We start from the raw sequence: 20,265 nt of genomic DNA, 5'->3' as shown, positions 1-20,265 counted from the left end.
GATCGGACAAATGGACAGGCAAGTCAAGGGGATCCTGGGCGCCAAGCTCGGCATGACCCAGGTCTGGGACAACAACCGTGTTGTGCCCGTGACCGTGGTTCAGGCCGGCCCGTGCGTCGTCAGCCAGGTTCGTAGCGCCGAGAAGGACGGTTACTCCGCGGTCCAGCTGGCCTACGGCACGATCGACCCGCGCAGGGCGAAGAAGCCGCTGGCCGGGCACTACGCGAAGGCGGACGTGGCGCCGCGCCGGCACATCGTCGAGCTGCGCACGTCGAACGCCGCGGACTACTCGCTCGGCCAGGAGGTCACGGTCGAGGAGTTTCCGGCCGGCGTGACCATCGACGTCACCGGCAAGACCAAGGGCAAGGGCTACGCCGGCCCGATGAAGCGGCACGGCTTCCACGGTCTGCGCGCCAGCCACGGTGTCGAGCGCAAGCACCGCTCGCCGGGCTCCATCGGCGCCTGCGCCACCCCGGGTCGTGTCTTCAAGGGCACCCGGATGGCCGGCCGGATGGGTGGCGTGCGCTACACCGTCCAGAACCTGACCGTCCAGGCGGTCGACACCGAGAACAACCTCCTGCTCGTCCGCGGCGCCATCCCCGGCCCGAAGGGCGCGCTGGTCCTGGTCCGCACCGCGGCCAAGACCAAGGCGAAGAAGGGCGGTGTGGCCAAGTGACCACCGTTGACGTCCTCAACGTCGAAGGCGCCAAGAGCGGCTCCGTGGAGCTGCCGGCCGACATCTTCGACGTCCAGGCCAACGTCGCGCTGATGCACCAGGTCGTGGTGGCTCAGCTCGCGGCGGCCCGGCAGGGCACGCACAAGGTCAAGACCCGCGGCGAGGTCGCCGGCGGCGGCAAGAAGCCGTACAAGCAGAAGGGCACCGGTCGCGCCCGGCAGGGCTCGATCCGCGCGCCGCAGTTCGCCGGCGGTGGCGTGGTGCACGGGCCGGTCCCGCGCGACTACAGCCAGCGCACCCCGAAGAAGATGAAGGCCGCCGCCCTGCGTGGCGCCCTCTCCGACCGGGCTCGCGCCGGCCAGGTGCACGTCGTCGAGGCGTTCGTCCCGGGCGAGAAGCCGTCGACCAAGGCGGCCCTGGCCACCCTGGCCAAGCTGACCGAGGCCCGTCGGGTCCTGGTCGTGCTGGCCAGCACCGACGAGCTGAACTGGGTGTCGCTGCGCAACGAGCAGCGGGTGCACCTGATCGAGGCCGGCCAGCTCAACACGTACGACGTGCTGGTGGCCGACGACGTGGTCTTCACCAAGGACGCCCTGGACGAGTTCCTGGGCGTGCCCGCCGAGACCACCGAGGAGGGTGGCAAGTGAGCACGATCGCCGATCCGCGTGACGTCATCGTCGCGCCGGTCGTCTCGGAGAAGAGCTACAGCGAGCTGAACCGGAACTGGTACACCTTCCTGGTGCACCCGGACGCGAACAAGACCGAGATCAAGATCGCTATCCAGCAGATCTTCAACGTCCGCGTCCTGACGGTCAACACGCTCAACCGCCAGGGCAAGCGCAAGCGCACCAAGACCGGCTTCGGTCAGCGCAAGGCCACCAAGCGGGCGATCGTGAAGCTGGCTGACGGAGACCGTATCGAGGCCTTCGGCGGCCCGGTCAGCTGAGGGGTGTAGACAATGGCTATCCGTAAGTACAAGCCGACGACGCCGGGCCGTCGTGGCTCCAGCGTCGCCGACTTCGCCGAGATCACCCGGTCCACGCCGGAGAAGTCGCTGCTGGCTCCGCTGCCGAAGAAGGGCGGGCGTAACGCCCACGGCCGGATCACCACGCGGCACCACGGTGGCGGCCACAAGCGCCAGTACCGTCTGATCGACTTCAAGCGGGTCGACAAGGACGGCATCCCGGCGAAGGTCGCCCACATCGAGTACGACCCGAACCGCACCGCGCGCATCGCGCTGCTGCACTACGCCGACGGCGAGAAGCGGTACATCATCGCGCCGAAGGACATGAAGCAGGGCGACCGCGTCGAGTCCGGTCCGGGCGCCGACATCAAGCCGGGCAACAACCTCCCGCTGCGCAACATCCCGGTGGGTACCACGATCCACAACGTGGAGCTCCGCCCCGGCGGTGGCGCCAAGCTGGCCCGTTCGGCCGGCGTCGGCATCCAGCTGCTCGGCCGTGAGGGCGCGTACGCGACCCTCCGCATGCCGTCCGGCGAGATCCGGCGGGTGGACGTCCGCTGCCGCGCGAGCGTCGGCGAGATCGGCAACGCCGACCAGTCGAACATCAACTGGGGCAAGGCCGGCCGGATGCGGTGGAAGGGCAAGCGCCCGACCGTCCGTGGTGTCGCCATGAACCCGGTCGACCACCCGCACGGTGGTGGTGAGGGTAAGACCTCCGGTGGTCGCCACCCGGTCAACCCGCAGGGTAAGCCCGAGGGCCGCACCCGTCGTAAGGGCCAGCCGAGTGACCGGCTGATCGTCCGCCGCCGCTACGCCACGCGTAAGCGCGGCTGAGGGAGATAAGACATGCCTCGCAGCCTGAAGAAGGGCCCGTTCGTCGACGACCACCTGCTCAAGAAGGTGGAGACGCAGAACGACAAGGGCTCGAAGAACGTCATCAAGACCTGGTCGCGGCGCTCGACGATCATCCCGGACATGCTGGGTCACACGATCGCCGTGCACGACGGACGCAAGCACGTCCCGGTGTTCGTGACCGAGGCGATGGTCGGGCACAAGCTCGGCGAGTTCGCGCTGACCCGCACGTTCAAGGGTCACGAGAAGGACGACCGGAAGAGCCGTCGGCGCTGACGCCGCGGGCATACGGATAGAGGAACAAGGGGTTACAGCGATGCCAGGAAAGGGCGACGCTCCGGTGCTTCCGGGCGCGCGGGCGGTTGCGCGGCACGTGCGCATCTCGCCGATGAAGGCGCGCCGGGTGGTCAACCTCGTCCGCGGCCTGCCCGCGAAGGAGGCGCTCACGGTGCTGCAGTTCGCGCCGCAGGCTGCGAGCGAGCAGGTGTACAAGGTGCTCGCGAGCGCGATCGCCAACGCGGAGAACAACGAGCGGCTGGACCCCGACGCGCTGCTCGTCAGCGAGGCGTTCGTCGACGAGGGCCCGACCATGAAGCGGTTCCGGCCGCGGGCGCAGGGCCGGGCGTACCGGATCCGCAAGCGCACCTGCCACATCACCGTGGCGGTGGAGGCGGTCGCGCCGGCCACGCCGAAGAAGGCGGCGGCGAAGAAGGCCGCTCCGGCGAAGCAGACCGAGCCGGCGCAGGCGCAGAGCACGACGGAGGGTGCCGAGTAATGGGTCAGAAGGTTCACCCCACTGGGTTCCGGCTCGGCATCTCGACCGACTGGAAGTCCCGCTGGTTCGCGGACAAGCTCTACAAGGACTACATCGGCGAGGACGTCAAGATCCGCCGGATGATGTCCAAGGGCCTCGAGCGCGCCGGCATCTCCAAGGTCGACATCGAGCGCACCCGGGACCGGGTCCGCGTCGACATCCACACCGCCCGGCCGGGCATCGTCATCGGCCGTAAGGGTGCGGAGGCCGACCGGATCCGCGGCGAGCTGGAGAAGCTCACCGGCAAGCAGGTCCAGCTGAACATCATCGAGGTGAAGAACCCCGAGTCGGACGCGCAGCTGGTCGCCCAGGGCGTCGCCGAGCAGCTGTCCAGCCGGGTCAGCTTCCGTCGGGCCATGCGCAAGGCGATGCAGTCCGCGATGAAGAACCCGGTCTGCAAGGGCATCCGGGTGCAGGTCTCGGGCCGTCTCGGCGGCGCCGAGATGAGCCGGACCGAGTTCTACCGCGAGGGTCGCGTCCCGCTGCACACGCTGCGGGCCAACATCGAGTACGGCTTCTTCGAGGCCCGTACCACCTTCGGCCGGATCGGCGTGAAGGTGTGGATCTACAAGGGTGACGCCGTGCCGGGCCGCGAGGCCCCGGCCGAGGCGGCGCCGTCGCGCGGCCCGCGCCGCGACCGCGGTGACCGGCCCGAGCGGCCGCGTCGTGGCCGGTCGGGTTCGTCGGGTACGACCGCCGGCGGCACCGAGGCCGGTCGGGCTGCCGCGACCACCATCGCGCAGCAGGCGGAGACGCCGGCCGGCGAGCCGGTCGACAGCGCTGCGGTCGCCGCGGCAGCTTCGGCTCCGGCGGGTACCCAGCCGGCAGAAACGCAGCAGGAGGGCTGACAGATGCTGATGCCGCGCAAGCCCCCGAAGGGCTTCCGCAAGCCGCACCACCCGGACCGCCACGGCGCGTCCAAGGGTGGCAACCGGGTGGTGTTCGGCGAGTTCGGGATCCAGGCTCTTGAGCCGGCGTACGTGACCAACCGCCAGATCGAGTCGGCGCGTATCGCGATGACCCGTCACATCAAGCGTGGCGGCAAGGTCTGGATCTCGATCTTCCCGGACCAGGCCCTCACCAAGAAGCCGGCCGAGACCCGGATGGGTTCCGGTAAGGGCTCGCCCGAGTGGTGGGTGGCGAACGTGAAGCCGGGGCGGATTCTCTTCGAGATGTCCTTCCCCAACGAGCAGATCGCGCGAGAGGCGATGCGTCGCGCGATCCACAAGCTCCCGATGAAGTGCCGCATTGTTACGCGCGAAGTGGGTGAATCCTGATGGCAGCGGGCGTTAAGGCCTCCGAGCTGCGTGAGCTCTCCGAGGAGGAGCTGGTCACGAAGCTGCGCGAGGCCAAGGCGGAGCTGTTCAACCTCCGCGTGCAGGCCGCGACCGGCCAGCTGGACAACAACCGGCGGCTGCAGGTCATCCGTCGGGAGATCGCCCGGATCTACACGATCATGCGTGAGCGCGAGCTGGGTCTCTCGGCCGCGCCGACTGAGGTGACTGCATCATGAGTGACGAGAACGCGACCGCCACCGTGCGCGCGAGCCGCAAGGTCCGTGAGGGCCTCGTGGTCAGCGACAAGATGGAAAAGACCATCGTGGTCGAGGTCGAGGACCGGGTCAAGCACGCGCTGTACGGCAAGATCATGCGTCGTACCCGCAAGCTGAAGGTGCACGACGAGCAGAACGCCGCCGGCATCGGCGACCGGGTTCTGATCATGGAGACCCGGCCGCTGTCCGCCACCAAGCGGTGGCGGATCGTGGAGATCCTCGAGAAGGCCAAGTAGCGAAGGCTCGAGCTCGGCCGGATTCGGTCGGGCGAGGTTCCGCCAGGCTCCGGCCGCCCGCGGGCGGCCGGAGAACCGGCAGACATAGGAGATAGACGTGATTCAGCAGGAGTCGCGACTGCGCGTCGCCGACAACACGGGTGCCCGGGAGATCCTGTGCATCCGGGTTCTCGGTGGCTCCGGTCGGCGCTACGCGAGCATCGGCGACGTCATCGTGGCCACCGTCAAGGACGCGATCCCGGGTGCCGGTGTGAAGAAGGGCGACGTCGTCAAGGCGGTCGTCGTCCGCACCGCCAAGGAGAGGCGGCGCCCGGACGGCTCGTACATCCGCTTCGACGAGAACGCCGCCGTCATCATCAAGGACGGCGGGGACCCGCGCGGTACCCGCATCTTCGGCCCGGTGGGCCGCGAGCTGCGGGACAAGCGGTTCATGAAGATCATTTCCCTCGCGCCGGAGGTGTTGTGACCGTGAAGGTCAAGAAGGGCGACACGGTCGTCGTCATCGCCGGTAAGGACAAGGGCGCCAAGGGCAAGGTCATCGCGGCCTACCCGCGGCAGGACAAGGTCCTGGTCGAGGGCGTGAACCGGGTCAAGAAGCACACCCGCGTCAGCACCACCCAGCGCGGCGCCAAGACCGGTGGCATCGTCACCCAGGAGGCCCCGATCCACGTCTCGAACGTGCAGATCCTGGACTCCGAAGGTAAGCCGACCCGGGTCGGTTACCGGATCGACGACAACGGCCAGAAGGTCCGCATCGCGCGTAGCACCGGTAAGGACCTGTGATGACCACGGCTACCGAAACCAAGACCCTGCCGCGCCTCAAGGAGCGGTACCGTAACGAGATCGTGGCGAAGCTGCAGGAGCAGTACAGCTACGGCAACCCGATGCAGGTGCCCGGCCTGGTCAAGATCGTCGTCAACATGGGTGTCGGCGAGGCCGCTCGGGACGCCAAGCTGATCGACGGCGCCGTGCGGGACCTGGCCACCATCACCGGCCAGAAGCCGCTGGTGCGTCGGGCCACCAAGTCCATCGCGCAGTTCAAGCTGCGTGAGGGCATGCCGATCGGCGCGAAGGTCACCCTTCGCGGCGACCGGATGTGGGAGTTCCTGGACCGGCTGCTGTCGATCGCGCTGCCGCGTATCCGCGACTTCCGCGGCCTGGACGGGCGCAAGCTCGACGGGCACGGCAACTACACGTTCGGCCTGACCGAGCAGTCGGTGTTCCACGAGATCGACCAGGACAAGATCGATCGCCAGCGGGGCATGGACATCACGGTGGTCACGACCGCCACGACTGACGACGAGGGCCGGGCGCTGCTCAAGCTCCTGGGCTTCCCGTTCAAGGAGAACTGAGATGGCCAAGAAGGCGCTGATCCTCAAGGCGGCCGCGAAGCCGAAGTTCTCGGTTCGCGCGTACACCCGCTGCCAGCGGTGCGGGCGTCCGAAGGCGGTCTACCGCAAGTTCGGTCTCTGCCGGGTGTGCATCCGGGAGATGGCCCACCGCGGTGAGCTGCCCGGCGTGTCCAAGGCTTCCTGGTAATAGCCCGGCGCGCTTCGCGCGTCAGCTGAACTGTCTCTTCGCCGTAGGCCCTGGGCCGTGCCCGGGGAACCCCGGCGAGAAAGGTTGACGAATTTCATGACGATGACCGACCCGATCGCAGACATGCTCACGCGTCTGCGGAACGCCAACCAGGCGTACCACGACCGGGTGACGATGCCCTACTCGAAGATCAAGGCGAACATCGCCGAGGTCCTCAAGGCCGAGGGTTACATCGCCACCTGGTCGGTCGAGGAGCCCGAGGAGGGCGCCGTCGGCAAGCGACTGGTCGTCGAGCTGAAGTACGGCCAGAACCGCGAGCGGAGCCTGGCCGGCATCAAGCGCGTGTCCAAGCCCGGTCTCCGGGTGTACGCCAAGTCGGACGGGCTCCCGCGGGTGCTCGGCGGGCTGGGCGTGGCGATCATTTCGACGTCCCAGGGGCTGCTCACCGACCGGCAGGCCCGCAAGCGGAGCGTTGGCGGGGAAGTCCTCGCCTTCGTCTGGTAACGGGAGACAGGTAGAAATGTCGCGTATTGGACGTAAGTCGATCCCGGTGCCTTCCGGCGTCGACATCACGATCGAGGGCCAGACCGTCAAGGTCAAGGGCCCCAAGGGCGAGCTGTCGCACACGCTCGCCGAGCCGATCAAGGCGGAGCGGGGCGAGGACGGCCAGCTGCACGTCAACCGGCCGAACGACGAGCGCAAGGCCAAGGAGCTGCACGGCCTGAGCCGTACCCTGGTCGCCAACATGATCGTCGGGGTGACCGAGGGCTACCGCAAGAGCCTGGAGATCGCCGGCACCGGTTACCGGGTGACCGCCAAGGGCAAGGACCTGGAGTTCGCGCTCGGGTTCTCGCACCCGGTGGTCGTTCCGGCCCCGGACGGCATCACCTTCACGGTGGAGCGGCCGACCCTGTTCCACGTGGCCGGCATCGACAAGCAGCAGGTCGGTGAGGTCGCCGCCAACATCCGGAAGATCCGCCCGCCGGAGCCCTACAAGGGCAAGGGCGTCAAGTACCAGGGCGAGGTCATCCGCCGCAAGGCTGGAAAGGCGGGCAAGAAGTGACCGCCATCGCTAGCAACAAGGCGAGGTCATCCGCCGGCCGTGAGGCCATCCGAAAGGCAGGTAAGAAGTGAGCGCCACGCTGCTCAAGCGCCGCCGCGGCGTCGCCGCCAAGCGCGCCGTCGGGCGTGCGCGTCGGCACTTCCGGGTCCGCAAGAACGTCAGCGGCACCGCCGAGCGTCCCCGCCTGGTGGTCACCCGCTCCCTGCGGCACATGGTCGCCCAGGTCGTCGACGACACCAAGGGTCACACCCTGGCGTCGGCGTCGACCCTGGACGCCTCGCTGCGCGGTGCCGAGGGCGACAAGAGCGCCCTCGCCGGCAAGGTGGGCGCGCTGCTCGCCGAGCGGGCCAAGGCCGCCGGCGTCTCCAAGGTCGTCTTCGACCGCGGTGGCAACCGGTACGCGGGGCGGGTCGCCGCGCTTGCCGATGCCGCCCGCGAAGCCGGGCTCGAGTTCTAGAAACCCCGTCACGAGAGATAAGGAAGGCTGCTGATGCCAGGTCAACAGCGCCGTGGCGGCGGGTCCGGTGGCAACGAGGGTGGTCGCCGCGACAACCGCCGTGAGGGCGGCCGCGGAAACGCGCCCGTCGAGAAGACCCCGCACCTCGAGCGGGTCGTCGCGATCAACCGCGTCGCCAAGGTCGTGAAGGGTGGTCGTCGCTTCAGCTTCACCGCCCTGGTGATCGTGGGCGACGGCGACGGCACCGTCGGCGTGGGCTACGGAAAGGCCAAGGAGGTGCCCGCGGCGATCGCCAAGGGTGTCGAGGAGGCCAAGAAGCACTTCTTCAAGGTGCCGCGGATCGGTCAGTCGATCCCGCACCCGGTGCAGGGCGAGGACGCCGCCGGTGTGGTTCTGCTCAAGCCGGCCTCGGCCGGTACGGGTGTCATCGCCGGTGGTCCGGTCCGCGCCGTGCTGGAGTGCGCGGGCATCCACGACGTGCTCTCCAAGAGCCTCGGCTCGTCCAACCCGATCAACATCGTGCACGCCACCGTGGCGGCTCTGAAGGGCCTCGAGTCCCCGGAGCAGGTCGCGGCGCGTCGTGGCCTCCCGGTGGAGGACGTGGCGCCGGCGGCGATGCTGGCGTCGCGGGCGGGGGTGGCGTCCTGATGGCTCGCCTGAAGGTCACCCAGCTCCGGTCCGAGATCGGGGCCAAGCACAACCAGCGTGAGTCGCTGCGTTCGCTCGGCCTCAAGCGGATCAACGACGTGGTGGTCAAGGAGGACCGTCCCGAGATTCGGGGCATGATCTTCAAGGTCAACCACCTCGTGAAGGTCGAGGAGGTCGAGTAATGACGATCAAGGTTCACCACCTGCGCCCGGCCCCGGGTGCCAAGACCGCGAAGACCCGGGTGGGTCGCGGTGAGGGCTCCAAGGGCAAGACCGCCGGTCGCGGTACCAAGGGTTCCAAGGCCCGCAAGAACATCTCGGCGGCGTTCGAGGGTGGGCAGATGCCCATCCACATGCGCCTGCCGAAGATGAAGGGCTTCAAGAACAAGTTCAAGGTCGTCTTCCAGGTGGTCAACCTGGACCGGCTCGCCGAGCTGTTCCCGAACGGCGGCCAGGTCGGCCCGCAGGAGCTGGTCGAGGTCGGCGCGGTCCGCAAGGGCCACCCGGTCAAGGTGCTCGGCACCGGCGACCTCGGCGGCGTGGCGCTCCAGGTGTCGGCGAACGCGTTCAGCGCGTCGGCCAAGGAGAAGATCACCGCCGCCGGTGGCTCCGTCACCGAGCTGTAGGACGCACCACGTGACGCCCGCTCAGTTGTCCGCAACTGGGCGGGCGTCGTGCGCTACCCGGCCGGCGCCCGAACCGTGTGCGCCAGGTAACATCGGATCCGGTTTATGTAGCCGGGCACACCTGCCCGGGCCGGGACGGGGCTGTTAGAGTCCCTTCCCAGCTATGGATATCGGGCGCTCGCCCGGCACCCACCCCGACCCGCCAGGGATGCCCGGCGGCCCGCCTCGCGCAGGAGGAAGAAGTTGCTGTCCGCCTTTCTCAGTGCGTTCCGTACGCCTGACCTGCGCAAGAAGCTGCTGTTCACGGTAGGCATCATCGCGGTCTACCGGCTCGGCGCGACTCTGCCCAGCCCCGGCGTCTCGTACGGCAACGTGCAGAAGTGCCTCGACTCGCTGCAGGGCGACACCACCGGGGTGCTGAACCTGCTCGACCTCTTCTCCGGCGGCGCGCTGCTGCAGCTGTCGGTCTTCGCGCTGGGCATCATGCCCTACATCACCGCGTCGATCATCCTGCAGCTGCTGACGGTGGTCATCCCCCGGCTGGAGCAGCTCCGCAAGGAGGGCCAGGCCGGCCAGGCGAAGATCACCCAGTACACCCGGTACCTCACCCTGGGCCTGGGCATCCTGCAGTCGTCCGCGTTCGTGGCGCTGGCCCGCTCCGGGCAGCTGTTCCAGAACCGCTGCGACCAGTTCCCGATCATCCCCGAGGGCACCGGCCTGCCGAACTGGCTGACGCTGGGCGTCCTGGTCATGACGATGACCGCCGGCACCGGCATGGTGATGTGGCTCGGTGAGCTGATCACCGACCGGGGCGTCGGCAACGGCATGTCCGTGCTGATCTTCACCTCGATCGCGGCCCGCCTGCCCAGCGAGGGCTGGAAGATCAAGACCAACGAGGGCTGGGGTAAGTTCGCCCTGGTGCTCGCGCTGGTGCTGCTGGTCATCACCGCGGTCTGCTTCATCGAGCAGGCGCAGCGCCGGATCCCGGTCCAGTACGCCAAGCGGATGATCGGCCGGCGGATGTACGGCGGCACCTCGACCTACATCCCGCTCAAGGTCAACCAGGCCGGCGTCATCCCGGTCATCTTCGCCTCGTCGCTGCTCTACCTGCCGCAGCTGGCGCTGCAGTTCTTCGACCCGAACAACCCGGGCAAGACCCAGGCCTGGATCCAGAACCACATCGTCAAGGCCAGCGCGCCCGAGCACATCATCATCTACTTCCTGCTGATCATCTTCTTCACGTACTTCTACGTGTCGATCACGTTCAACCCGACCGAGGTCGCCGACAACATGAAGAAGTACGGCGGCTTCGTGCCGGGCATCCGGCCCGGCAAGCCGACCGCCGAGTACCTCGACTTCATCCTCAGCCGGATCACCCTGCCGGGCGCGCTCTATCTGGGCATCATCGCGATCCTGCCGAACTTCTTCTTCATCTGGCTGAACAGCCAGCAGTTCCAGAACTTCCCGTTCGGCGGCACCGCTGTGCTCATCATGGTCGGCGTCGGTCTGGAGACCGTGAAGCAGATCGAGAGCCAACTCATGCAGCGGAACTACGAAGGGTTCCTGCGGTAGATGCGACTCGTTCTGGTTGGCCCGCCGGGCGCGGGCAAGGGCACACAGGCGGAGTTCATCGCCGCCCACCTCTCGGTGCCGAAGATCTCGACCGGCGACATCTTCCGGGCCAACGTCTCCCAGGGCACGCCGCTGGGGGTCGAGGCGAAGCGCTACATGGACGCCGGCAAGCTGGTTCCGGACGACGTCACGATCAACATGGTCCGGGACCGGCTCGCCGAGCCGGACGCCGGCGAGGGCTTCCTCCTCGACGGCTTCCCGCGCACCACGCCGCAGGCCGCCGAGCTGGACAAGCTCCTGGCAGACCTGGGTAGCGCGCTGGACCTGGTGCTGGAGCTGGTGGTCGACGACGACGAGGTGATCCGGCGGCTGTCCGGCCGGCGCACCTGCCGGGGCTGCGGCAAGATCTGGCACGTCGAGTTCGACGCGACCACCCGCGAGGGCGTCTGCGACCGGTGCGGCGCCGAGCTGTTCCAGCGGGACGACGACAAGCCGGAGACCATCGCCGCCCGGCTGCGGGAGTACGCCGAGAAGACCGCTCCGCTGGTCGACTACTACGGCGCCCAGGGCAAGCTGGTGGGCATCGACGCCACCGGCCCGGTGGAGGACGTGACCGTCCGCGCCATCGACGCACTGCGCTCGTACGGCGGCTGACCGCACCACGGACCGGCGGATAGAGTGTGAACGGCGGGGTACGCGAGACGTGCCCCGCTGTTTCGCTGTTCGGCAACGAAAGGTAACCGCTCCATGCGCCGTCCCCAGCTGGACATCCAGCTGAAGACCCCCGACCAGATCGAGAAGATGCGCGCCGCCGGTCTGGTGGTCGCCGAGGCCCTGCGCCGGATGCGCGAGGCGGTGGCGCCCGGGGTCAGCACCGCCGACCTGGACGCGATCGCCGAGTCGACGATCCGCGAGGCCGGGGCGGTGCCCTCGTTCAAGGGCTACCACGGGTTCCCCGCGTCGATCTGCTCGTCGGTCAACGAGCAGGTGGTGCACGCCATCCCCGCCGCCGACCAGGTGCTCCGCGACGGTGACCTGATCTCGATCGACTGCGGCGCGGTGCTGGACGGCTGGCACGGCGACTCCGCCATCACCGTCGGCGTCGGCGAGGTCGACCCGGCGCTGCTGAAGATGGCAGGAGTCGCCGAGGACGCGATGTGGGCCGGCATCGCCGCGGCCGCCCGGGGTGCCGCGAGCGGCAAGGGCCGGCTCACCGACATCTCGCACGCGGTGGAGAACGCGGTCCGCCGGGGCGGCCGGTACGGCATCGTCGACGGTTACGGCGGCCACGGCATCGGCACCGAGATGCACCAGGACCCGCACGTGCTCAACCACGGCCGGCCGGGCAAGGGCCCCCGCCTGGTGCCCGGGCTGGCGCTCGCCATCGAGCCGATGATCACCATGGGCTCACCGCGTACCGTCGAGCTCTCCGACGGGTGGACCGTGATCACCCGGGACCGGTCGATGGCGGCGCACGTCGAGCACTCGATGGCCATCCTGGCCGACGGCGTCTGGGTGCTGACCGCCGTCGACGGGGGCCGGGCCCGCCTCGGTGACCTGGTCACCGCGCGCCAGCCGGCGATCTCCCCGGCCGGCTGACCACCCCGACGGCGGCCGGGACACCCGTACCGGGCGAGGTTCCGACACGTGGGTCCGGTATGCGGGCGGCAGGGGCTGGCGAACGGGTGACATGCTTGCCGGCATGGACGAGCGTGAGGGCATGCGCGCGGCGGATGTCGACCGGCACGAGGTCGCCGAGCGGCTTCGGCTCGCTGTCGAGGAGGGCCGACTCGACCTGCACGAGTACGACGACCGGCTCCGGCGGGCGTACGAGGCGAAGACCTACGGCGAGCTGCGGTCGGTGGTGACCGACCTGCCCGGCCCGGCGCCGCAGGATCGGTCCGCCCTGGCGCCGCGGCCGCCCGTCGAGCACGGGACCCCGATCGCGACGGAGAGCGCCGCCCAGCCGCACGGTGCCCTCGCGCACCCGTCCGGCGGGCTCGGCGAGATCTGGGCGCCCTGGCTGCGCACGGCCGCCATCGTCATCGCCATCTGGGCGATCAGCTCGCTGGGAAGCAAGGAGCTGCTCTACTTCTGGCCGGCCTGGGTGCTCGGCCCCTGGGGTGCGCTGTTGCTGATGCGCAGCGCGAACGGGGGACATTGGCGCCATCGCCGGCCGGGCGGCCACTGACGCGGTCCGGCCCGGGCAGGGATACCGGGTGTGACAGGTACCACGCTTCCGCCGCCGCGGGGTGACGTGCCGGTGGCCGGTTTGGCGACCGCCCGAGGTCGGGCGTACACTTTCAGATCGGCGCACAGCGTCCACTCCGGCATGCCCGCCCTGCGCTTCGGTGGGAGTCGGAGCCGCGGCTGGCGCGGGCCACCGAGTCACCTCGGCAGCCCGTGTAAGACGTTGTGAGCCGTCCGGAGTAACCGACGTCAGGACAGCGGAGGACATGCCGAAAAAAGACGGAGCCATCGAGATCGAGGGTCGAGTCATCGAGCCCCTGCCGAACGCAATGTTCCGGGTGGAGCTCGCGAACGGTCACAAGGTGCTGGCTCACATCAGCGGCAAGATGCGGCAGCACTACATCCGCATCCTGCCGGAGGACCGGGTCGTCGTCGAGCTCTCGCCGTACGACCTGACCCGCGGGCGCATCGTCTACCGCTACAAGTAAGCCTGACGGCGGCCGGGACGTCCCCGTGTCCGTCTTCGACGTCCGGAGTCGCGGTGAACCGCGTCGCCGGGCCAGATGGGAAGTAAGGCAACCGTGAAGGTCAAGCCGAGCGTCAAGAGGATCTGCAACAAGTGCCGGGTCATTCGCCGGCACGGCCGGGTCATGGTGATCTGCACCGACCCGCGCCACAAGCAGCGCCAGGGCTGATCCGTCCCCACCGACCGCGGGCAGCGGCCGGTGGGATGGCCAGGGCACCGCAGATCCCCGACGACACACGTCACCAGCTCGTCCCAGCCACGCCAGGGTGCGCAGCGCGTACCGCGGTCGTGGTTGACCCCCGGTCGGAGGCCGGGGCCCGCTCGGGCAGCGACCGATCCCGGTCGCCGGCGCTGACAGCGCCGGAAGGACAGGGACGGTCGGTAGCGGGGTGGGACGGGTCCACACCTCCGCCACAACATCACGAGGAGTACGCCCGCACATGGCACGTCTAGTCGGCGTGGACCTCCCCCGCGAGAAGCGGATGGAGATCGCGCTCACCTACATCTTCGGGCTCGGCCGTACCCGCGCCCTGGAGACCCTGGCCGCCACCGGCATCTCGCCGGACAAGCGCGCCCGTGACCTCACGGACGAGGAGCTGGTCCAGCTCCGGAACCACATCGAGGGCAACTACAAGGTTGAAGGCGACCTGCGCCGCGAGGTCGCCGCTGACATCCGCCGCAAGGTCGAGATCGGCTGCTACGCCGGTATCCGGCACCGCCGCGGTCTGCCGGTGCGTGGTCAGCGCACCAAGACCAACGCGCGTACCCGCAAGGGCCCGAAGCGGACCGTCGCCGGCAAGAAGAAGCCCGGCAAGAAGTAATAGGAGCGCAGAAGACTTATGCCACCGAAGGCTCGTGCCGGAGCCGCTGTCAAGAAGGTCCGGCGCAAGGAACGCAAGAACGTCGCCCACGGGCAGGCGCACATCAAGAGCACCTTCAACAACACCATCGTGTCCATCACGGACCCGACCGGTGCGGTCATCTCCTGGGCCTCCGCCGGCCAGGTTGGCTTCAAGGGCTCCCGCAAGTCGACTCCGTTCGCCGCGCAGCTGGCTGCCGAGGCCGCCGCGCGTCGGGCCATGGAGCACGGCATGCGCAAGGTCGACGTGTTCGTCAAGGGCCCCGGCTCCGGCCGGGAGACCGCCATCCGCTCGCTGCAGGCCGTGGGCCTCGAGGTCGGCCAGATCGCCGACGTCACCCCGCAGCCGCACAACGGGTGCCGTCCGCCGAAGCGTCGTCGGGTCTGAGAGGTTAGAGAGAGATGGCTCGTTACACCGGTGCTGACTGCCGCCGTTGCCGGCGGGAGAAGATGAAGCTGTTCCTCAAGGGCAGCAAGTGCGATGGCCCGAAGTGCCCGTTCGAGTCCCGGCCGTTCCCGCCCGGGCAGCACGGCCGCGGCCGCACGAAGGAGACGGAGTACCTGCTCCAGCTCCGTGAGAAGCAGAAGGCGCGTCGGGTCTACGGCGTGCTGGAGAAGCAGTTCCGCGGCTACTACGAAGAGGCCGTGGGCAAGCAGGCCAAGACCGGTGAGGTCCTCCTGCAGATCCTCGAGTCGCGGCTCGACAACGTCGTCTACCGGGCCGGCTTCGCCTCCTCGCGCGACATGGCGCGCCAGCTGGTGAAGCACGGTCACTTCACGGTGAACGGCAAGAAGGTCGACATCCCGTCGTACCGCGTCAAGGAGCACGACATCGTCGAGGTCCGGGGCAAGAGCAAGGAGCTCACGCCGTTCGTCGTCGCGCAGGCCCAGGCCGGCTCGAAGACGGTTCCGGCGTGGCTCGAGGCCATCCCGAGCCAGATGAAGGTTCTCGTGCACTCGCTCCCGGCCCGCCAGGTGATCGACACCCAGGTCCAGGAGCAGCTGATCGTCGAGCTCTACTCCAAGTAGGGGCTCGTTGCGGTGGCCCGCCCTTCCGGGGGCGGGCCACCGGAACAGTTTGTGTCGTGGGCGTCAAATAGCGGGCGCCCCGGAAGAGAGAAGAAGACATGCTCATCAGCCAGCGACCCTCCCTCTCCGAGGAGTCGATCAACGAGACCCGGTCCCGGTTCACCATCGAGCCGCTGGAGCCCGGTTTCGGCTACACCCTGGGCAACTCGCTGCGTCGTACGCTGCTGTCGTCCATCCCGGGCGCGGCGGTCACCTCGATCAAGGTCGACGGTGTGCTGCACGAGTTCACCACGATCCCCGGTGTCAAGGAGGACGTGGTCGAGCTCGTCATGAACATCAAGGAGCTCTGCGTCAGCTCCGAGCACGACGAGCCGGTCAGCATGTACCTGCGCAAGCAGGGCCCGGGGGACGTGACCGCCGGTGACATCCAGCCGCCGGCCGGTGTCTCGGTGCACAACCCGGACCTGAAGCTCGCCACCCTGAACGGCAAGGGCCGGCTCGACATGGAGCTGACCGTCGAGCGGGGTCGCGGCTACGTGACCGCGGCGCAGAATAAGCAGGCGGGCGCCGAGATCGGCCGGATCCCGGTCGACTCGATCTACTCGCCGGTGCTCAAGGTGACGTACCGGGTCGAGGCGACCCGCGTCGAGCAGCGGACCGACTTCGACCGGCTGATCATCGACGTCGAGACCAAGCCGTCGATGGGTCCGCGGACCGCGCTGGCCTCGGCCGGCTCGACGCTGGTGGAGCTCTTCGGGCTGGCCCGGGAGCTGGACGAGACCGCCGAGGGCATCGACATCGGGCCGTCCCCGCAGGACGCCCAGCTGGCGGCGGACCTGGCTCTGCCGATCGAGGAGCTGGACCTCACCGTCCGCTCCTACAACTGCCTCAAGCGCGAGGGCATCAACTCCGTTGGTGAGCTCATCGGGCGTACCGAGGCCGACCTCCTCGACATCCGCAACTTCGGTCAGAAGTCGATCGACGAGGTCAAGATGAAGCTCGCCGGGATGGGTCTCGGGCTGAAGGACTCGGCCCCGAACTTCGACCCGGCGAACGTCGTGGACACCTTCGGCGAGGCCGACTACGACACCGACGACTACCGCGAGACCGAGCAGCTCTAGTCCGCGCTGCCGCCACACCTGAGGAGCACCAAGCATGCCCACGCCCACCAAGGGCCCCCGCCTCGGCGGCAGCCCCGCGCACGAGCGGCTGATGCTGGCCAACCTGGCCACCGCGCTGTTCCAGCACGGCAAGATCCAGACCACCGAGACGAAGGCCCGGCGGCTGCGTCCGCTGGCCGAGCAGCTCATCACCAAGGCCAAGCGGGGCGACCTCGCCTCCCGGCGTCGGGTGGCGGGTGTCGTCAAGGACAAGGACGTCGTCTACGCCCTGTTCGGCGAGATCGCGCCCCGGTTCGCCAACCGCCCCGGCGGTTACACCCGGATCGTGAAGACCGCTCCGCGCAAGGGTGACAACGCGCCGATGGCCATCATCGAGCTGGTGGAGGAGCTTCAGGTCGCCGAGCCGAAGGTGAACAAGAAGACCGCCGCCCGCAAGGCCGCGCAGCAGGACAAGGTCGAGGCGCTCGCCCCGGCCGACGAGGCCCCCGAGTCGGCCCCGGCCGACCAGGACTCCGAGGCCCCGGTCTCGGCCACCGGTGACACCGCCGCCGCCCGCGAGGACAGCGACGAGGCCGCCGAGAACACCGAGAACACCGAGAACAAGGCCTGAGCTCAGGCAGCGTCGTCGGGCCCGGCATCCCTCACGGGGTGCCGGGCCCGACGGCATTGAGGAGGTACGAGGTGGACGAGCGGATCCGGCTGCGGCTGGACGTGGCGTACGACGGCACCGACTTCTCCGGCTGGGCCGCCCAGCCCACCCGGCGCACCGTGGCCGGGGTGCTCGTGCAGACGCTCGACCTGGTGCTCGGCGCGGGCACCGCGACCGGGCTGACCGTCGCCGGGCGGACCGACGCCGGGGTGCACGCCACCGGGCAGGTCTGCCACCTCGACCTGCCGGCCGCGGTCTGGCGGGAGCACGACGGCCGGTTGCTGCGCCGCCTGGCCCGGCTGCTCCCCGGCGACGTGCGGGTACGCGCGATGACCGAGGTGCCGGCCGACTTCGACGCCCGGTTCTCGGCGACCTTCCGCCGGTACGAGTATCGGGTCACCGACGTCCCCTGGGGCGCCGAGCCGCTGCGGCGGCACGACACCCTCGGCTGGCCGCGGCCGCTGGAGCTGCCCGCGCTGAACGCCGCGGCGGCAGGGCTGGTGGGGGAGCACGACTTCGCGGCGTACTGCCGCCGCAAGGAGCACGCCACCACGCTGCGCGAGGTGACCCGGCTGGACTGGCGACGCGACCCGGACGGCATCCTGGTGGCCACCGTCCAGGCGGACGCGTTCTGCCAGGCGATGGTGCGCAGCCTGGTCGGCGCGATGCTGGTCGCGGGGGACGGCCGGCGCCCCGTCGAGTGGCCGGCCGGCCTGCTCACCCGGCGGGAACGCTCCAGCGAGGTGACCGTGGCGCCGGCGCACGGGCTGACCCTGGTCGCGGTCGGCTACCCGGACGACCCGGCCGAGTACGCCCGCCGCGCGGACCAGACCCGCCGCCTTCGGCTACCCGCCGAGTCCTGACCGGAGCCCGGGCCGGGGACGGCTGCCAGCCGAGTCCTGAGCGGACCCCGGGCCGGGGACGGCGACCAGCGTGGTGACCGGGGGATCCGCGCCGGGGCCGGACGGCAGGCGGCCCGGGCCGGCGAACCGGACCGGGCCGCGTGCGGTGCCGTCAGTTGCCGGGCAGTTCGTCCGGGCTGTCGTCGGTGTTCGAGCGCGAGCCGGTGTCCGGATCGGTGGTCCGGCGGGTGGACGGGCTGGTCGCCGCCGCGCTCGCGCCGGGCTGGACGACGCTGCCGCCGTTGGCGCGCCGGTCGAGGACCACGCGGTTGAGGTGCAGCTCGATCAGGTCCGAGATGATCGCCCGGATGTTGGTGTCGCCGGCCGCCAGGGCTTCGCCGTCCGCGCGGGTGACCAGGCAGTAGGCGACGTAGTGGCCGCGTACCTGCCAGCCGACGCGGGCCGCGGCGGTGGCGATGGCGGCGGTGTCGTCGTCGGCGGGCATCCCGCGGAACCGGCCCTTGCGCTGGTCGAGCAGCTGCCGGATGCGCTCCCGGGCCCGGTCGGCGTTGGCCGCGTCGGTCAGGTTGAACAGGCCGGCGGTGGCCAGGTAGTCGTCGTCCGGCGAGCGCAGGGTGGCCCGGACCACCTGATTGCAGCCGAGCCGCACCAGCAGGCCGGCGACCTCGCCGGTGGCCGCCACCGCGCAGTCGCGGCCCGCCTGCGTCTTGAGCACCGGGTACGCCGACCGGTTCGGGCCGATCACCAGTTTGCTGCCGGGGAAGACCTCCTTGGCGGTGAGCGGCTGGGGGTCGCTCTGCCGGGAGTCGAGCCCCTGCGGGGACGGCGCGGTCGACGGCGCGGCGGCGCTGGGACGGTCGGCCGGCGCCGCCTGGGTCTCCTGCACCGCGGGGTCGTCGGTGGTCCGGTCGACGAGCAGGGCGGCCGTGCCGAGGCCGGCGAGCCCGAGCAGCACCAGCACGGCGGCGCCGCCGATCACCACCTGCCACATCCGGCCGCCGCCTCCGCCACCGGCGCGGCGGGAGCGGGGCAGGTCCAGGGGCTCGGTCGGGGCGTACCCCGATCGGGTCGGTCCCGGTTGGAAGGACGAGCGCACCGGGATGGTCGCGGCGGCCGGCGGCGCGGGCCGCGCGGCGCGCGGCAGCGACGGGGTGGGGAAGCGGGACGGGGAGGGGCCGGCCGGCGCGGTCGAGCCGGCGGGCACTTCCGCCAGCTCGGCTCCGGGCGGAGGGTACTCCGCGAATGCGTCCTCATCGGACTGGTACCGATACACCATGTCGCCAGAGTAGGACCGATTATCCCTTTCGGGGGTAATAATGGGAAATTGTGGTTCGTGGCGCGTCGATGTCGGCCGCCGAGGCGGTCGCAGGCCGCTGCCGGCCCGATGGGAGAATGCCGTAGTGACCGGCGACCACTACTTCACGGCCGAGCCCACCGCCGCGGCGCACCCGCGCGAGGTGGAGTTCTCCGCCGCCGGGCGCGACTACACGCTCGCCTCCGCCGGTGGGGTCTTCTCCTCCAGCCGGCTCGACCCGGGCACCGCGGTCCTGCTGCGCAAGGCGGAGCTGCCCGTGGACGCCGGCGGCGACCTGCTCGACATCGGCTCCGGCTTCGGGCCGATCAGCTGCGTGCTGGCCGACGTGGCGCCGACCGCCACCGTGTGGGCGGTGGACGTCAACGAGCGGGCCCGGGCGCTGACCGCCGCGAACGCCGCGCGGGTCGGCGCCGCCGACCGGGTCCGCGCGGTGGCCCCCGACGAGGTGCCCGCCGACGTTATCTTCGCCCAGATCTGGTCCAACCCGCCGATCCGGATCGGCAAGGCGGAGCTGCACGAGCTGTTGCGCCGCTGGCTGCCCCGGCTCGCCCCGGACGGCACGGCCTGGCTGGTGGTGGCCCGGCACCTGGGGGGCGACTCGCTGCACCAGTGGCTGGTCGGCGAGGGCTGGCAGGTCGAGCGGTACGCCAGCCAGAAGGGCTACCGGGTTCTGCGGGTCACCCGGTAATCGACTGTCGTCCGCGCCGGTCGCTCG

Annotated in this window: 34 protein-coding genes; 33 read left to right on the top strand and 1 reads right to left on the bottom strand. The window is 69.9% G+C overall.

Annotation, left to right across the window (positions count from 1 at the left end):
• Positions 1-10: 10 nt before the first annotated feature.
• The 32 genes from rplC to truA all read left to right on the top strand — a co-directional run bounded on the left by rplC (position 11) and on the right by truA (position 18,235).
• A complete protein-coding gene (gene rplC, locus ACFY3U_RS20195; RefSeq protein WP_387203647.1) occupies positions 11-676 on the top strand; it encodes a 50S ribosomal protein L3 in 666 nt (221 codons plus the stop codon).
• Positions 673-1,323 (top strand): 50S ribosomal protein L4, encoded by a 651-nt coding sequence (rplD, locus tag ACFY3U_RS20190; protein WP_387203644.1) that lies wholly within the window; start codon positions 673-675, stop codon positions 1,321-1,323. The genes rplC and rplD overlap by 4 nt, the downstream gene beginning before the upstream one ends.
• Positions 1,320-1,622 carry a 50S ribosomal protein L23 gene (rplW, locus tag ACFY3U_RS20185; protein ID WP_067301418.1) on the top strand — a complete coding sequence of 101 codons (303 nt, stop codon included), beginning with the start codon at positions 1,320-1,322 and terminating at the stop codon, positions 1,620-1,622. The genes rplD and rplW overlap by 4 nt, the downstream gene beginning before the upstream one ends.
• Before the next feature lie 12 nt (positions 1,623-1,634).
• Positions 1,635-2,474: a 50S ribosomal protein L2 gene (gene rplB / locus ACFY3U_RS20180; protein ID WP_387203640.1), complete on the top strand. Its 840-nt coding sequence runs from the start codon at positions 1,635-1,637 to the stop codon at positions 2,472-2,474.
• A gap of 12 nt (positions 2,475-2,486) precedes the next feature.
• A complete protein-coding gene (gene rpsS, locus ACFY3U_RS20175; RefSeq protein ID WP_091627706.1) occupies positions 2,487-2,768 on the top strand; it encodes a 30S ribosomal protein S19 in 282 nt (93 codons plus the stop codon).
• Positions 2,769-2,808: 40 nt separating this feature from the next.
• Positions 2,809-3,267: a 50S ribosomal protein L22 gene (gene rplV / locus ACFY3U_RS20170; RefSeq protein ID WP_387203637.1), complete on the top strand. Its 459-nt coding sequence runs from the start codon at positions 2,809-2,811 to the stop codon at positions 3,265-3,267.
• Complete coding sequence (gene rpsC, locus ACFY3U_RS20165) at positions 3,267-4,154, top strand: 30S ribosomal protein S3 (RefSeq protein ID WP_387203635.1); 888 nt, start codon at positions 3,267-3,269, stop codon at positions 4,152-4,154. The genes rplV and rpsC overlap by 1 nt, the downstream gene beginning before the upstream one ends.
• A gap of 3 nt (positions 4,155-4,157) precedes the next feature.
• On the top strand, positions 4,158-4,583 hold the full coding sequence (rplP, locus tag ACFY3U_RS20160; RefSeq protein ID WP_043965519.1) for a 50S ribosomal protein L16: 426 nt from the start codon (positions 4,158-4,160) through the stop codon (positions 4,581-4,583).
• Positions 4,583-4,819, top strand: coding sequence for a 50S ribosomal protein L29 (gene rpmC / locus ACFY3U_RS20155; RefSeq protein WP_007073028.1), 237 nt, complete (start codon positions 4,583-4,585; stop codon positions 4,817-4,819). The genes rplP and rpmC overlap by 1 nt, the downstream gene beginning before the upstream one ends.
• Positions 4,816-5,094 (top strand): 30S ribosomal protein S17, encoded by a 279-nt coding sequence (gene rpsQ / locus ACFY3U_RS20150; RefSeq protein ID WP_387203632.1) that lies wholly within the window; start codon positions 4,816-4,818, stop codon positions 5,092-5,094. Before rpmC ends, rpsQ begins: the two co-directional genes overlap by 4 nt.
• 97 nt (positions 5,095-5,191) lie before the next feature.
• Positions 5,192-5,560 (top strand): 50S ribosomal protein L14, encoded by a 369-nt coding sequence (gene rplN, locus ACFY3U_RS20145; protein ID WP_007465279.1) that lies wholly within the window; start codon positions 5,192-5,194, stop codon positions 5,558-5,560.
• Positions 5,557-5,877, top strand: coding sequence for a 50S ribosomal protein L24 (gene rplX / locus ACFY3U_RS20140; RefSeq protein ID WP_387203629.1), 321 nt, complete (start codon positions 5,557-5,559; stop codon positions 5,875-5,877). Before rplN ends, rplX begins: the two co-directional genes overlap by 4 nt.
• On the top strand, positions 5,877-6,446 hold the full coding sequence (gene rplE, locus ACFY3U_RS20135; RefSeq protein ID WP_387203626.1) for a 50S ribosomal protein L5: 570 nt from the start codon (positions 5,877-5,879) through the stop codon (positions 6,444-6,446). The genes rplX and rplE overlap by 1 nt, the downstream gene beginning before the upstream one ends.
• A 1-nt stretch (position 6,447) precedes the next feature.
• Positions 6,448-6,633, top strand: a complete 186-nt coding sequence (locus tag ACFY3U_RS20130) for a type Z 30S ribosomal protein S14 (RefSeq protein WP_007073023.1) — start codon at positions 6,448-6,450, stop codon at positions 6,631-6,633.
• Positions 6,634-6,729: 96 nt separating this feature from the next.
• On the top strand, positions 6,730-7,137 hold the full coding sequence (gene rpsH / locus ACFY3U_RS20125; protein WP_013288624.1) for a 30S ribosomal protein S8: 408 nt from the start codon (positions 6,730-6,732) through the stop codon (positions 7,135-7,137).
• A gap of 16 nt (positions 7,138-7,153) precedes the next feature.
• Positions 7,154-7,696, top strand: a complete 543-nt coding sequence (gene rplF / locus ACFY3U_RS20120; protein ID WP_088973237.1) for a 50S ribosomal protein L6 — start codon at positions 7,154-7,156, stop codon at positions 7,694-7,696.
• Positions 7,697-7,775: 79 nt separating this feature from the next.
• Complete coding sequence (gene rplR, locus ACFY3U_RS20115; RefSeq protein WP_181518401.1) at positions 7,776-8,153, top strand: 50S ribosomal protein L18; 378 nt, start codon at positions 7,776-7,778, stop codon at positions 8,151-8,153.
• Between the two features lie 33 nt (positions 8,154-8,186).
• Positions 8,187-8,801, top strand: coding sequence for a 30S ribosomal protein S5 (gene rpsE, locus ACFY3U_RS20110; protein WP_091290339.1), 615 nt, complete (start codon positions 8,187-8,189; stop codon positions 8,799-8,801).
• Positions 8,801-8,983: a 50S ribosomal protein L30 gene (rpmD, locus tag ACFY3U_RS20105; protein ID WP_088973235.1), complete on the top strand. Its 183-nt coding sequence runs from the start codon at positions 8,801-8,803 to the stop codon at positions 8,981-8,983. Before rpsE ends, rpmD begins: the two co-directional genes overlap by 1 nt.
• A complete protein-coding gene (rplO, locus tag ACFY3U_RS20100; RefSeq protein WP_387203622.1) occupies positions 8,983-9,426 on the top strand; it encodes a 50S ribosomal protein L15 in 444 nt (147 codons plus the stop codon). Before rpmD ends, rplO begins: the two co-directional genes overlap by 1 nt.
• Before the next feature lie 243 nt (positions 9,427-9,669).
• Complete coding sequence (secY, locus tag ACFY3U_RS20095; RefSeq protein WP_387203619.1) at positions 9,670-10,998, top strand: preprotein translocase subunit SecY; 1,329 nt, start codon at positions 9,670-9,672, stop codon at positions 10,996-10,998.
• Complete coding sequence (locus tag ACFY3U_RS20090) at positions 10,999-11,652, top strand: adenylate kinase (RefSeq protein ID WP_387203617.1); 654 nt, start codon at positions 10,999-11,001, stop codon at positions 11,650-11,652. It abuts the gene before it with no gap.
• Between the two features lie 93 nt (positions 11,653-11,745).
• Positions 11,746-12,597 carry a type I methionyl aminopeptidase gene (gene map, locus ACFY3U_RS20085; RefSeq protein ID WP_387203614.1) on the top strand — a complete coding sequence of 284 codons (852 nt, stop codon included), beginning with the start codon at positions 11,746-11,748 and terminating at the stop codon, positions 12,595-12,597.
• 103 nt (positions 12,598-12,700) lie between these two features.
• Positions 12,701-13,189, top strand: a complete 489-nt coding sequence (locus ACFY3U_RS20080; protein ID WP_387203611.1) for a DUF1707 domain-containing protein — start codon at positions 12,701-12,703, stop codon at positions 13,187-13,189.
• 265 nt (positions 13,190-13,454) lie between these two features.
• A complete protein-coding gene (gene infA / locus ACFY3U_RS20075) occupies positions 13,455-13,676 on the top strand; it encodes a translation initiation factor IF-1 (protein WP_007073013.1) in 222 nt (73 codons plus the stop codon).
• A 93-nt stretch (positions 13,677-13,769) separates the two neighbouring features.
• Entirely contained in the window at positions 13,770-13,883 is a 114-nt protein-coding gene (gene rpmJ, locus ACFY3U_RS20070) for a 50S ribosomal protein L36 (protein WP_012184307.1), read from the top strand.
• Positions 13,884-14,154: 271 nt separating this feature from the next.
• A complete protein-coding gene (gene rpsM, locus ACFY3U_RS20065) occupies positions 14,155-14,535 on the top strand; it encodes a 30S ribosomal protein S13 (RefSeq protein ID WP_387203608.1) in 381 nt (126 codons plus the stop codon).
• A gap of 18 nt (positions 14,536-14,553) precedes the next feature.
• On the top strand, positions 14,554-14,961 hold the full coding sequence (rpsK, locus tag ACFY3U_RS20060; protein WP_030329919.1) for a 30S ribosomal protein S11: 408 nt from the start codon (positions 14,554-14,556) through the stop codon (positions 14,959-14,961).
• 14 nt (positions 14,962-14,975) lie between these two features.
• Positions 14,976-15,602, top strand: coding sequence for a 30S ribosomal protein S4 (rpsD, locus tag ACFY3U_RS20055; RefSeq protein WP_387203605.1), 627 nt, complete (start codon positions 14,976-14,978; stop codon positions 15,600-15,602).
• A 98-nt stretch (positions 15,603-15,700) separates the two neighbouring features.
• A complete protein-coding gene (locus ACFY3U_RS20050; protein ID WP_387203602.1) occupies positions 15,701-16,723 on the top strand; it encodes a DNA-directed RNA polymerase subunit alpha in 1,023 nt (340 codons plus the stop codon).
• Between the two features lie 34 nt (positions 16,724-16,757).
• Positions 16,758-17,333, top strand: a complete 576-nt coding sequence (gene rplQ, locus ACFY3U_RS20045) for a 50S ribosomal protein L17 (RefSeq protein ID WP_387203599.1) — start codon at positions 16,758-16,760, stop codon at positions 17,331-17,333.
• Between the two features lie 71 nt (positions 17,334-17,404).
• Positions 17,405-18,235 carry a tRNA pseudouridine(38-40) synthase TruA gene (gene truA, locus ACFY3U_RS20040; protein ID WP_387203596.1) on the top strand — a complete coding sequence of 277 codons (831 nt, stop codon included), beginning with the start codon at positions 17,405-17,407 and terminating at the stop codon, positions 18,233-18,235.
• A 151-nt stretch (positions 18,236-18,386) separates the two neighbouring features.
• On the opposite strand, the gene ACFY3U_RS20035 is transcribed toward truA, so the two are convergent.
• Positions 18,387-19,511, bottom strand: a complete 1,125-nt coding sequence (locus tag ACFY3U_RS20035; RefSeq protein WP_387203593.1) for a hypothetical protein — start codon at positions 19,509-19,511, stop codon at positions 18,387-18,389.
• Positions 19,512-19,635: 124 nt separating this feature from the next.
• On the opposite strand from ACFY3U_RS20035, the gene ACFY3U_RS20030 reads away from it, so the two are divergent.
• Positions 19,636-20,238 carry a class I SAM-dependent methyltransferase gene (locus ACFY3U_RS20030; protein ID WP_387203590.1) on the top strand — a complete coding sequence of 201 codons (603 nt, stop codon included), beginning with the start codon at positions 19,636-19,638 and terminating at the stop codon, positions 20,236-20,238.
• Positions 20,239-20,265 lie beyond the last annotated feature (27 nt).

The organism is Micromonospora sp. NPDC000089, from assembly GCF_042899365.1.
Classification (GTDB): Bacteria; Actinomycetota; Actinomycetes; order Mycobacteriales; family Micromonosporaceae; genus Micromonospora.
Note: the sequence above shows the minus strand (reverse complement) of the source record. Positions and strands in the feature narration are given on the sequence as shown.